Raw genomic sequence first — 12,279 nt, 5'->3', positions numbered from 1 at the left:
TTTCTTATCAGGTTCTGGGAACCTCAACCATCTCATAGGCTTCTACCATGTCGCCTTCATTGATGGAATCAAAATCCGTCAAATACAAGACCACACTCGTAGCCTTCCTTAACTTCCTTAACATCATCCTTGAATCTCTTGAGGGAAGCAAGATCACCTTCGAAGATCTGCTCGCCGTCTCTTGTGATACGAACCTTGCAATCCTTCTTGATGATACCGTCCTTAACAAAGGCACCGGCGATGTTACCAACCTTGGACGCCTTGAAGATCTGACGAACCTCAGCGTGTCCTGTAACTCTTTCCTCATATACGGGAGCAAGCATACCCTTCATGGCATACTCGATCTCCTCGATAGCCTGGTAGATAACCTTGTAGAGCTTGATCTCAACACCCTCGTGGTCAGCCATGCTCTTGGCCATAGCATCGGGACGAACGTCAAATCCGATGATGATGGCATTTGATGCTGCTGCCAGTGTTACGTCAGACTCATTGATGGCACCTACGCCGCCGTGGATGATCTTAACTACTACTTCATCATTTGAAAGCTTTAAGAGACTGGACTTAAGAGCTTCTACGCTACCCTGAACATCGGCCTTGATGATGATGTTGAGTTCCTGAAGTCTGCCTTCCTCAATCTTGGAATACAGATCATCAAGGGACATCTTAGCCTTGGTCTCTTCAATAAGATCCTTCTTGTGCTGCTGCAGATATGTGTTTGCATACTGCTTGGCTTCTTTATCTGTCTCGTGTCCAAGGAATACCTCACCGGCATTGGGAACATCGGAAAGTCCAAGGATCTCAACAGGCTGTGAAGGCTTAGCTTCCTTGAGCTTGTTGCCCTTATCGTCAACCATTGCCCTAACCTTACCTGAGCTTGCACCTGCAGAAATGAAGTCACCTACATGAAGTGTACCCTTCTGAACAAGTACGTTGGCAACAGGACCACGGCCCTTATCAAGTCTTGCCTCAAGTACCAGACCTCTGGCCTCTCTGTTGGGATTAGCCTTAAGTTCCAGGATATCTGATGTAAGAATAATGGTCTCAAGGAGAGTATCTATACCCTCACCTGTCTTGGCAGATACGGGAACGAACTCTGTTGTTCCGCCCCAATCTGTAGAGATAAGGCCATATTCTGTCATTTCCTGCTTAACCCTGTCGATGTTGGCATTGGGCTTATCAATCTTGTTAACTGCAACGATCATCTCAACCTCTGCAGCCTTTGCATGGTTGATAGCCTCGATGGTCTGAGGCATTACACCGTCATCGGCAGCTACCACAAGAACTGCGATATCTGTGGAATTTGCGCCACGCATACGCATAGCTGTGAAGGCCTCATGACCGGGTGTATCAAGGAAGGTGATCTTCTGATCGTTGATAGATACTGTATAGGCACCGATTCTCTGTGTGATACCGCCTGCCTCTCTGTCTGTAACGCTGGTCTTTCTGATAGCGTCAAGCAGTGATGTCTTACCATGGTCAACGTGACCCATTACGCAGACAACGGGAGGTCTCTTCTGAAGAGTCTCGGGTGCATCCTCATCCTCTTTAAGAAGCTCTTCGATGATATCAACGGGAACTTCCTTCTCACAGATGATGTCGTACTCAATGGCAATATTCTCAGCCTCTTCATAAGTAAGCTCTGTGTTAACGGTAGAGATCTGTCCTGCCATAAAGAGCTTCTTGATGATAACTGAAGGCTGCATCTTCATCTTTTCAGCCAGTTCCTTGATGGAAACCTTCTCGGGAATGGAGATTACCTTGATCTGCTCCTCAGGCTCCTCCACCTTCTTAACCTCAGGCTTGATGAATCTGCCGACTCTCTTGCTTCTTGGCATCATCTCTTCCTGCTCGTAAGCAAGGTCCTTCTTGTTTCTCTTATCCTTCTCCTGACCCTGACGACGTCTGTCCTCATCTCTGTGACCGGGGCCGCTCTTCTCTGCAGGTGCATCAAAGCCTCCGCGAGCAGGACCGGCATTCTTGTCAAACTTGCCGCCAAATCTTCCGTCGTTCTTGCCGGGGAATCTGTTGCCTCCCTGACCGCCCTGACCGGGTCTGTCGCCTCTTCCGCCCTGGAATCCGGGTCTGTCACCGGGACGATTGTTATTTCCGCCCTGGCGGGGTCCTCTGTTATCTCTATTGTCTCTGCTGTCTCTGTTACCCCTGTTGTCTCTGTTATCTCTGTTATCTCTGTTATCTCTATTATCTCTGTTGTCCCTGTTCTCTCTTACAGGTCTGTTCTCTGTCTGAGTATGCTGGGGAGCGGGTGCTGAAACAGGTGTCTCAACAACAGGTGCCTTGGTCTGTACCTGAGCTGCTGCAGGCTGCTCCTGCTCTTTCCTGGGTGCAGGCTTGGGTGTTACAGACTTGTTCACAGGTGTATTGTAGCTGTCAAGCTGTGAAGGTGCTGTAAGAGGCTTGATGGGATGATAAACATTCTGCGACTGGGCAAATGTCTTTCTCTGACCCTGTCCGCCGTTTCTGTTATCCCTGTTGTCTCTTCTCTGACCGCCGAAGCCACCGTTATTACCGCCCTGGTTGTTGCTTCTCATGTTAGAGTTGTTCATATTGCTGACAACAATGATCTTCTTCTTTTTCTTGATGGGCTCGCCGCCGTCAACAGGCTTCTTTACGGGAGCCTTTGCATCAGCAGGTCTGTCCAAAGAAGGCTTTGCTGCCTCTTCCTTTCGGGGAGCAGCGCTCTCTTTTGCAGCAGGAGCCTCTTTTACCTCGGGAGCTTTCTTCTCCTCTTTGGCAGGCTCTGCCTTCTTGTCAGCATTATCAGACTTGGCAGGCTTATCTTCTTTTCCTGAAGTCTTACCAAAGTGCTTCTTGGCCACTTCAGCGTCTGTCTCTTCGATAGAACTGTTGGAGCGTTTTGCCTCTATCCCATTCTCCTGCAAAAAAGCTATCAGCTCTTTTGACTCGCATCCAAGCTCAAAAGCAAGTTCGGATATTTTAATTTTTGCCATTCACATTTCCTCCGTCCTCTTCTTCTATCAGTAAGTTCTTCCGAAGTGACTCAGACAGCCCTGTGTCTGTTATTGCCAGACTTGTTCGAACATCCTTACCTATTGCGTGTCCCAGGCTTTCCTTATCACCAAAGAAAACTATTGGGACTTTGTAAAACTTACATTTATCACTGAACTGCTTGGTGGTGTTATCCGAAGCATCACTGCTTACTATCACCAGTTTGGCAGTTCCCTTGCGGATAGCTTCCATGGTGGCAAACTCTCCGCTCTTTAGCTTCCCTGCCCTCATACAAAGGCCAAGAAGCGAATAAACTTTATTTGAATCCAATATATCAGCCAAGCTCCTTTTCAATACGCTCAAGCACATCGGCGGGAATTGAAGATTTAAGGGATCTCTCAAGGCCCTTGTTCCTGACAGCTTTTCTGAAGCACTCTGCATTGCTGCAGATGTATGCCCCTCTGCCGTTGGCCTTGCCGGTGGTGTCCACGAGGATCTCTCCCTCAGGAGTTTTGATGATCCTGATGAGTTCCTTCTTCTCTTTCATCTCTCCGCATCCGACACATTTTCTGGTTGGAATTTTCTTTTGCATAGATACTCCGATCTACCTGGGATTACTCTTCTGAGCCCTCATCGGCTGCATCCTCAGAAGCCTCGGTATCGTATTCTTCATATCCCTCGTACTCTTCATCATCCTCGTCATCCATATAGTCCTCAATACGGAATCCGGGAGCATCCTTAGCCTGAGTCTCGCTCTTGATATCGATCTTGTATCCTGTAAGTCTGGCAGCAAGTCTTGCGTTCTGACCTTCCTTACCGATAGCAAGTGAGAGCTGGTAATCAGGAACAACAACCTTTGCACTCTTCTCCTCGGGATCGGCAAATACTGCTACGATCTTGGCAGGTGAAAGAGCATTCTGGATCAGGTTACCGGGGTTCTCATCCCAGTTGATGACATCGATCTTCTCGCCGCTGAGCTCATCAACGATGAGGTTTACTCTGTTTCCGTTTACACCTACGCAGGCACCTACGGCATCAACGTTGGGGTTGTTGGAATAAACCGCGATCTTGGTACGGCTTCCTGCCTCTCTTGCGATGCTCTTGATCTCTACTGTTCCGTCCTGAATCTCAGCAACCTCCTGCTCGAAGAGCTTCTTAACAAGGTCGGGATGTGTACGGGAAACAAGGATCCTGGGTCCCTTTGAACCGTTCTTAACTTCAAGTACATATACTCTAAGACGCTGTGTAGGTCTGTAAACTTCTGTCTTAACCTGCTCGTTCTCATTGAGGATGGCATCTGCACGGCCAAGGTTGATGCTGATGTTCTTACCGATAAATCTCTGAACAACACCTGTTACAATGTCGTGCTCCTTCTCAAAGTACTCATTATAGATGGCGCCGCGCTCTTCCTCGCGGATCTTCTGAAGAATAACGTTCTTGGCATTCTGTGTGGCAATGCGTCCAAACTCCTTGGAGTTAAGGGATACGCTTACCATATCGCCAACCTTTGCCTTCTTGCTGATCTTCTTGGCATCATCCAGAGAGATCTCAAGCATGGGATCCATAACGTCATCGGCTGTCTCAACAACTTCCTTGTCGGCATAGCACTTGAAGTCACAGTTGTCTCTGTCAATCTCAACTCTGATGTTGTCAGTCTTGCCAAAGTTATTCTTGCAGGCTGTGATCAGAGAGTTCTCGATCGCATCAAACAGAGAATCCTTGCTGATGTTCTTCTCCTTCTCTAAAAGCTCAAGGGCATCCATTAATTCTTTACTCATCGTAATCTCCATTTCCGTCCGGATTAAAAATCCAGAGCAAGCTTAATAACTGATATCTCTTTTCTTATAAAAGTTTCGTCTTTGTCATTTATAGTTACGGTAACTTCCGAATCGGTAAAACTCTTCAGTGTACCGGCGAACTCTTTAACACCGTCCCTTGGCTTGTAAAGCTTGAGCTCCACATCCTTCCCAAGAGAATTCTGAAGGTGCCTGTCCTTCTTGAGCTGGCGGCCAAGTCCGGGACTTGAAACCTCCAAAGTGTAGGCTTCCTCAATAAAATCATCTTCATCAAGGGCATCCGACAAGGCATGATTAACATTGACGCAATCATTGATGTCCACGCCCTCAGGCTTATCAATGTAAGCTCTCAGGTACCACTCCCCCGCTTCCTTGACATATTCCACATCATAGATGGAAACGCCGTTGGCCTGCGCGATAGGGATCAGGATATCCTCGGTCCTTTTTTCAATTTCATTTTTCTTCATAGAATAACCTCGTTCATTTTCTTTATGCCTTTTCATGGCATAAAGAAAGTGGGCTCTTTGCAAGCCCACTCTCAACAGTTACCTTATATCCTCTGCTAAAATACCACAGTTATGCCCATTAGTCAAGTCTTAAACTTATCCCAGAGTGTAAAATACTACGATCCCGGCCAATATGAGCACGACACCGATGATCTTTCTTGGGGTGATCTTCTCTTTAAATACGATTCTCGAGAGGATCATGACCATGATGTAGGCCATGGGCTCCATTACAACAACCCCCATGTATCCAAGGCCGCCGTAACAGAAAATGGAAAGAACCATGGATAAAACCAGAAGGCCATAGCCACCTATAACAAGAATATTGAGGTATTCCCTTATAAATGAAGGATACTCTTTCTGGGCACTCTTCTTTAAAAGTATCTGAGATGTGGAGGCAAGAAGCTCCGCAAAGATCATAATAATAAAGAATACATTAATCATTGCTGCCACCTCCCAGATTCATTACTACAACTCCGGCCATGACAAGAAGTACACCGGCAACCTTCCCCGGTGTAATGCCCTGGCTGAAGATCAGGAAGTTCCACAGCATCGACCACAATAAGGTCACAGACTTGTTGCAATAAGCGATGGACAGCTCAAATCTCTTGATCACCTGCTGCCACAGTACCGCATAAACCGCAAGGATTACAAACTCAAGTCCAAAGAACAGGATGTACTTCCCCGAGAGGAATTCATTCTGTCCCGCCATATTACCTGCTACTGTCGAAAGTGAATATACGACAACCGAAAGTTCCAGGAGAAGTAAATCTCCCAAAGCAATTTTCTTTTTCATTTAAAACAGTCCCTTTCCCGGTAAAATACAGGCTTTATTATAGCATAAAAAATTTTTTTGAAAAAATTTAAATTTAGGGCTTGCATTTTGTTTTGATTTGTAATAATATAAACAAGTCGCCGCGATGCGGACGACTTAAATGCCTCGTTGGTCAAGCGGTTAAGACGCTGCCCTCTCACGGCAGAATCAGCGGTTCGATTCCGCTACGAGGTACTAGCTATTAAATGAATAGCCCAACCCGAAACCCGGAACACATCAGTGTTCCGGGTTATTTTTTTGTTTTCTCAGCCCGCGGCAAAACCCGGCTTCCCCTATAAAAATGTAACATATTTTTCATTTTCATTTTTTTGACTATTAAATTTTAGTATGAGAAAATTAAATATATCTGCTCACGTATCATCGTTTTTCTTGTAAAGGAGTATCCATGGGCAAAAACTTCGATTCTGTTGACGGAAACATGAACATCCTCATGTACAACAATACAGTCAAGAAGATCAAGGATGTCAAAAAAGGCGATACTGTTTATGGTGTACGCTATAATGGGGACAAATACCAGTATGTCAAAAGCGAGGTCCTCATCATTAACAAGCGCAGGAGCAATGCCGTTAAGATCACCTTAAACGATGGACGAACTCTTATATGCAGTCCCACTCATCAGTGGCTTACAAAAATGGGCTGGATGTTTTCTTTTGATGATGACACCCTGGGCCACGGTAAGTTCTTTTTGGAAAAAGATGTCAAAATGTCCGGCATTTCAGGAAACCTGAAGGATTCCTACAAAGAGTCCAGGCTCTATATGCAGGGCTATTTTATCGGTTCCCAGATCAACTGCAAAAACATGACCCGCTTTAAAGGCGGCGAAACTGCGTCCTTAGTATTACAGGAAGCCGGAGTTACCGCCCGGCTGTACAATTATCTTCTGTACCTGGGTGCAGATGCTACTTTGGACTACTGTTTTGCCCATGATAACGACACCAATGAATATTACGTTACAGCAAAGCTCAGCATTCCATATGTTCAGCTGGTAACTTTCTCCGAGCGTTTCTCCAAAAACAGGGATAAAGAAGATTTCCTAAGAGGCTTCGTTGGAGGAGCCTATGATGCGGAAGGCTCAGAAAATCCCATGGTCAAAAGAGTCCGCCGCTGCAAGCGGGATTTCCTCAATCTGATGAAACAGGGTCTTCAAATGTACGACTTTGAGTATGTATTTGACAGTCAGGAAATGACCGCTTCTCTCGTGGGCGGGCCCTCAGAGCTTCTTAGATTCTACAATGTCTTTCAGCCGGTCACCACGAGCAATATAGAAAACTTTGAGATCATATACAATCATCCTGACACTCTCAAGGTAATATCCGTTGAAGAGGCCAAATGTGAAGATATGTTTGAGATCATCACTTCCTCAAGGAACTTTATCGCCAACGGAGTAATATCCCACAATTGCACCACCGGGCTTGCAAAGGAGGTGTGATATATGAGATATGTCAGCAGCAAAGACCTCCAGCCTGGGATGGTCATCTCCAGTAATCTGTATGACAACAACGAGAAGATACTTCTTAAAGCCAATACTCAGTTGACGGAGTATTTTATAAACAGGATCAGCAAACTTCAGTTTGACGGTGTCTATATCTTTGAAAAAGATGATGTGGCAAAAGCCAGACAGATCGTATCCGACGAAACAAGGATGAAGGCCATCAACAAACTGAAAAGGCTTGATATAAACGCCTGTATATTCCTGGCAAACGACATCGTAAACGAGATCAGAAGCTCAAAATCCCTGATCATTGAGCAGATGTCCTTAAGTTCCTATGACAGCTACACCTATGTACACAGCGTAAATGTTGACGTACTGTCCGTCATTATCGGAATAGGTATGGGGCTCAGGAACGAAGAACTTGAAAAGCTTTCCCAGGCGGCTCTTCTTCACGACATAGGAAAATGCGACGTTCCTCTGGAAATCGTAAATAAGCCCGCTAAACTAACCTCGGAAGAATACGAGGAAATGAAAAAACATCCTGAGTACGGACTTAAGAGACTGCGTGACGGAAGATCCCAGGGAACTGAAGAAATACACGCCGTTGTAAAAAATGCAGTATACTCACATCATGAAAACTGGAATGGAACCGGATACCCCAGAGGACTTAAGGGGGAGGCCATCCATTTATTTGCAAGGATCATTCACGTAGCTGACGTTTATGACGCTCTCACAGCCAAAAGAGCCTACAAAGATGCCTCGAATCCCTCAGATGCCATAGAATACCTGATGGCGAACAGCGGGTCCATGTTTGACATTGACGTAGTCAACACCTTCATTAAATACCTGGCGCCCTATCCTATCGGCTGTGATGTTCTTCTGTCCACGGGTCAGCAGGGTACCGTCATCGAAAATAATGAGAAGTACCTGTCAAGGCCCAAGATTAAGCTCACCTCAGGTGTCATCATCGATATGATGAAGAAACTGAATGTAACAATCCTGAAAATACTGAACTGACACTGACCCGGATCACTCCTGAGTGTTCCGGGTTTTCCATGCCCGTTAAGTTTATTTCACAATTGTTAAATATATGTTCATATATGAAATATTTCATAAATATTTCAGAATTTAAACCCAGACTGAACACAATTTGTATATACAATTAACTTGTGAATCTTGAGGGGGTGTTCCAATAAAACACTTACAGGAGGTAACAAATATGGGTGAATTGAAAGGTATCGCGCAGTATGAGGTAAATCTGATGAGGGACAGACTTCATGCGCAGGCACTGCATCGCAGGAATGTTTCTCTTCTGAAAAGAGAGGTTCAAAGAGAAGCACAGGAAATGAAAAAGTTACTCGGCAACCGTTAAGAGTGTAAGAAAAAGGCTGTAGCTCTAAGCGTCATCTACGCTTAAAGCCACAGCCTTATTTTTATTGTCTTATCTTCGCATTCCGAAATTCCGCAGATTCATCAGGCCTGTTTCATCAGGTCAAAGATACTGATCTGATTGGAATCCGGTATATCTCCAAGAAGTCCCATATCAGACATCTTGTCGATAACGGTCTGGGGACACTTGGTCCTCTGACGGAAGTCATCCTTTGAAAGGAAAGGACCGTCCTTGGCAGCTTCCACGATCTGGTCGGCAGCCTTCTCACCCATGCCGTCGATACTGGTAAGGGAAGGCATGATCTTATCTCCGATCACCTGGAACTCCCTTGACTTGGCCTTGAAAATGTCGATGGGCATGAAATCTATGCCTCTCTCATACATCTCCTCCACCAGTCTCATATCGCCGTACTCGGCCTGCTGGGCATTGGTAAGCTCGTCTTTCCTTGAATTGTAATCCTTCATGATCCTTCTGAGATGGGCTTCACCCTGGCACATGTGCTCATAGTTGAAGGCCTTGGCTCTTATACTGAACCATGCGGCATAGAATGCCTGAGGAACATAAACCTTAAAGTATGCGATTCTCCAGGCCATCATTACGTAAGCCGCAGCATGGGCCTTGGGGAACATATACTTGATCTTCTTGCAGGACCAGATGTACCAGTCGGGAACACCTGCCGCCACCATGGCCTCCTCCATCTCGGGAGTAAGGCCCTTACCCTTACGAACAGACTCCATGGTCTTGAAGGAAAGGGACTTGTCCATTCCCTTCTGGATAAGGTAGATCATAATATCGTCTCGACAGCAGATACAGGTGTCGATGGTAGCTGTGCCCTCCTGGATCAGGGTCTGGGCATTGCCCAGCCATACGTCCGTTCCATGGGACAGTCCCGAGATCCTTATAAGGTGGGACAGGGACGAAGGCTTGGCATCGATAACCATCTGCATGGCAAAGTCCGTACCAAACTCTGGAAGACCAAGGCATCCAAGCTTTGTTCCTCCGATCTGTTCAGGCTCTATGTTCAGAGACTTCGTATTCATGAAAAGACTCATCACGTTCTTGTCATCCAGCGGCACCGTCTTGGGATCAAGTCCGGTACAATCCTGAAGGAACCTTATCATTGTGGGATCATCGTGTCCCAGAATATCAAGCTTTAACAGGTTGTGGTCGATGGAATGGTAATCGTAATGTGTGGTGATGGTGGCCGTTGTCATATCATTGGCCGGATGCTGCACGGACAGAAGGAGTTGATGTCCTCTCCCACAGGAAGAACTATGATTCCTCCCGGGTGCTGGCCGGTTCCTCTTCTGATGCCGGTACAGCCCTGCACTATCCTGTTGATCTCACTTTTTCTTTTTTACTATTCCAAGTCCGTCGTAGTATTTCTTGACGAAACCGTAAGCTGTCTTATCCGCCAGGGACGCAATGGTTCCCGCTCTGAAGGTCTGGGCCGTAGCCAAAGATAACCTCGGTATATTTGTGAGCTTTGGACTGATACTCTCCCGAGAAGTTAAGGTCGATATCAGGCCTCCTTTGTCTCCCTTGAATCCAAGGAAGGTCTCGAAAGGAATATCAAATCCGTCCTTGTACATATAGGTTCCGCACTTGGGACATTTCTTATCCGGCATGTCACAGCCGGAATTGCCGCCGTAACTTAAGAACATCCTCGGAATCGAAATCGCTTGTACTTGCACTTGGGGCAGACATAGTGCGGGCTAAGGGAGTTAACCTCCGTTATACCGGAAGTGAATGCCACAAAGGAGATCCTACCGATCCTCTTGATCCAACCAGATATCCGTCCTCATTGGACTTTCCAAACCAGCTTCTGGGCAATAATGTACATAACCGCGAAACCGTTTCCTTTATAATGGAGTTCAGCTCTCTCTCAAGCCTCTCCTTAACGATCTCGGGAAGCTCCTCGCCGGTAGATCTCGTGAGCCCCTGTCATAACAGATCTTGGTAAGGATCTCATCACTGTTCTCGATGACGGAGCGCATTTGTCGGGACGAACGGGAGAAATACTCCTCGCACATATCCCATTGATCTTTTCTTGGGATTGTCGATAACTATCCCTCTTTTGCCTTGTTCCATGGAGAGAATAATCAAACTCTGCCATCATCTCCATCGGTGGTACGAAGGTAAAGGGGCGGCCGGCTCCTCCGTCGTCCAATAACCCTTACCTGCCTGGATGATGGTCCCTGTAGATCTCATCCTCGGGATTAAGGAAAGTGCACGTCGCAGGTTTGCAACAAACCGGCTTTATTGAACTCCTCGCCCAGTCCCTTATGATCTCTTTAATTTATCTCCCTGAATTATCCTCATCGCTGTTGATATCTTCAATATCCTCACTGGTTATCATGAAGCGGTATTTGCCAAGAGGCTGAACTTCAAGATAATCGTAAAAGCTCACAATATTTGCTATTTCCTCGGGGGGCCTGCCCTCAACAATGGCGCCGTAAAGCTCGCCTGCACAGCAGGCACTTCCTATGATGAGCCCTCCCTGTACTCCATCAGCAAGCTCTTGGGAATAAGAGGGAATCGTCCGTTAAAGTAATCAAGGTGTGACTTGCTGACAAGGGTATAGAGATTAACCCTTCCCAGAGTATTCTTAGCAAGGATAATACAATGCTTGGGCCTTAAGTGCTTTACCATATCCGGCGTTGGCTTACCAAGGATGTTGACATCCGTAAGGTTAGCTTGCTCCTGGCTCTTTCAGCATGGGAATAAATTTATTGAAAATAAGGGCCGTACATTCCGCATCATCCACGGCTCTGTGGTGATGCTCCAGCACAATGTTCATGATCTTTGGCTACCGCATCAAGAGTGTGTTTGGCTCTTGTAGGGTAGAAATATCTCGACAGCCACATGGTATCTACAGTGGTGTAATCCACATCTATACCAAGGTCTGTACAGTTCTGGTTTTTATAAAGCTTATGTCAAAAGAGACATTGTGTCCCACCAGTACCGCGTCTTTGCAAGAACTCAACGAACTTAGGGACGATCACTTCCCTGGTAGGTGCATCCATTACCATTTTCATCGGTAATGCTGGTGAGTTTCTCGATCCTGTAGGGAATAGGTACCTGAGGAATTGATGAACTCCGAGAATCTGTCGATTATCTCGCCGTTTTTGATCTTCACCGCACCGATCTCAATGATCCTGTTTTTGATGGGAGAAAATCCCGTAGTCTCGATTATCGAAAACAACAAAGGTGGTGTCATCAAGACTCTGACCCTTATTGTTGGTTACAATCTCCTTGAGGTCATCCACAACATAGGCCTCTACACCCTGAATGATCTTGAAGAAATCCTGTCTCTCGATGGGCGGCTCTCCGGCCTCCTTGCGGCGCTTGTTCTC

15 protein-coding genes, 1 tRNA gene and 1 pseudogene are annotated in these 12,279 nt (G+C 46.3%); 4 read left to right on the top strand and 13 right to left on the bottom strand.

All coding sequences use genetic code 11. From position 1 onward, the window contains the following. Positions 1-7 precede the first annotated feature (7 nt). The 7 genes and pseudogenes from infB to T456_RS0100330 form a co-directional block, all read right to left on the bottom strand. Positions 8-2,969: pseudogene (gene infB, locus T456_RS18805) on the bottom strand (translation initiation factor IF-2). Next, positions 2,956-3,297, bottom strand: coding sequence for a L7Ae/L30e/S12e/Gadd45 family ribosomal protein (locus T456_RS0100355; RefSeq protein WP_155838145.1), 342 nt, complete (start codon positions 3,295-3,297; stop codon positions 2,956-2,958). The pseudogene infB and the gene T456_RS0100355 overlap by 14 nt, the downstream one beginning before the upstream one ends. Before the next feature lie 4 nt (positions 3,298-3,301). Beyond that, positions 3,302-3,559 (bottom strand): RNase P modulator RnpM, encoded by a 258-nt coding sequence (gene rnpM / locus T456_RS0100350; protein WP_024864372.1) that lies wholly within the window; start codon positions 3,557-3,559, stop codon positions 3,302-3,304. A gap of 22 nt (positions 3,560-3,581) precedes the next feature. Further along, positions 3,582-4,745 (bottom strand): transcription termination factor NusA, encoded by a 1,164-nt coding sequence (gene nusA, locus T456_RS0100345; protein ID WP_024864371.1) that lies wholly within the window; start codon positions 4,743-4,745, stop codon positions 3,582-3,584. Between the two features lie 23 nt (positions 4,746-4,768). Continuing rightward, the gene (gene rimP, locus T456_RS0100340; protein ID WP_024864370.1) at positions 4,769-5,230 is read right to left on the bottom strand and encodes a ribosome maturation factor RimP; all 462 of its coding nucleotides are present in this window, start codon (positions 5,228-5,230) and stop codon (positions 4,769-4,771) included. A gap of 135 nt (positions 5,231-5,365) precedes the next feature. Next, a complete protein-coding gene (locus tag T456_RS0100335) occupies positions 5,366-5,710 on the bottom strand; it encodes a multidrug ABC transporter (RefSeq protein ID WP_035800906.1) in 345 nt (114 codons plus the stop codon). After that, positions 5,703-6,062, bottom strand: coding sequence for a hypothetical protein (locus T456_RS0100330; RefSeq protein ID WP_024864368.1), 360 nt, complete (start codon positions 6,060-6,062; stop codon positions 5,703-5,705). Before T456_RS0100330 ends, T456_RS0100335 begins: the two co-directional genes overlap by 8 nt. A gap of 141 nt (positions 6,063-6,203) precedes the next feature. Here T456_RS0100330 and T456_RS0100325 point away from each other — a divergent pair. The 4 genes from T456_RS0100325 to T456_RS22220 all read left to right on the top strand — a co-directional run bounded on the left by T456_RS0100325 (position 6,204) and on the right by T456_RS22220 (position 8,905). Next, a tRNA-Glu gene (locus T456_RS0100325) sits at positions 6,204-6,275 on the top strand. Between the two features lie 211 nt (positions 6,276-6,486). Further along, on the top strand, positions 6,487-7,530 hold the full coding sequence (locus tag T456_RS0100320; protein WP_024864367.1) for a Hint domain-containing protein: 1,044 nt from the start codon (positions 6,487-6,489) through the stop codon (positions 7,528-7,530). A gap of 3 nt (positions 7,531-7,533) precedes the next feature. Then, positions 7,534-8,550, top strand: coding sequence for an HD-GYP domain-containing protein (locus tag T456_RS18800; RefSeq protein WP_024864366.1), 1,017 nt, complete (start codon positions 7,534-7,536; stop codon positions 8,548-8,550). Between the two features lie 202 nt (positions 8,551-8,752). Next, positions 8,753-8,905, top strand: coding sequence for a hypothetical protein (locus T456_RS22220; protein ID WP_155837989.1), 153 nt, complete (start codon positions 8,753-8,755; stop codon positions 8,903-8,905). 101 nt (positions 8,906-9,006) lie between these two features. On the opposite strand, the gene T456_RS24255 is transcribed toward T456_RS22220, so the two are convergent. From T456_RS24255 to T456_RS24230, 6 genes are all read right to left on the bottom strand, one after another. Next, positions 9,007-10,137: a helix-hairpin-helix domain-containing protein gene (locus tag T456_RS24255; RefSeq protein WP_330369662.1), complete on the bottom strand. Its 1,131-nt coding sequence runs from the start codon at positions 10,135-10,137 to the stop codon at positions 9,007-9,009. Then, on the bottom strand, positions 10,134-10,253 hold the full coding sequence (locus tag T456_RS24250; RefSeq protein ID WP_442855968.1) for a hypothetical protein: 120 nt from the start codon (positions 10,251-10,253) through the stop codon (positions 10,134-10,136). Before T456_RS24250 ends, T456_RS24255 begins: the two co-directional genes overlap by 4 nt. A 13-nt stretch (positions 10,254-10,266) precedes the next feature. Then, on the bottom strand, positions 10,267-10,587 hold the full coding sequence (locus tag T456_RS24245; RefSeq protein WP_024864364.1) for a hypothetical protein: 321 nt from the start codon (positions 10,585-10,587) through the stop codon (positions 10,267-10,269). 70 nt (positions 10,588-10,657) lie between these two features. Further along, entirely contained in the window at positions 10,658-10,828 is a 171-nt protein-coding gene (locus T456_RS24240; RefSeq protein ID WP_442855969.1) for a hypothetical protein, read from the bottom strand. Between the two features lie 1,129 nt (positions 10,829-11,957). Continuing rightward, the gene (locus T456_RS24235; RefSeq protein WP_155837987.1) at positions 11,958-12,143 is read right to left on the bottom strand and encodes an exonuclease domain-containing protein; all 186 of its coding nucleotides are present in this window, start codon (positions 12,141-12,143) and stop codon (positions 11,958-11,960) included. Continuing rightward, on the bottom strand, positions 12,073-12,279 hold a 207-nt coding region (locus T456_RS24230), incomplete at its 5' end, for a hypothetical protein (RefSeq protein WP_197026839.1). The genes T456_RS24235 and T456_RS24230, both read right to left, overlap by 71 nt.

The organism is Butyrivibrio sp. FCS014, assembly GCF_000526935.1.
GTDB lineage: Bacteria > Bacillota > Clostridia > Lachnospirales > Lachnospiraceae > Butyrivibrio.
This window is presented reverse-complemented; position numbering and strand designations above follow the sequence as displayed.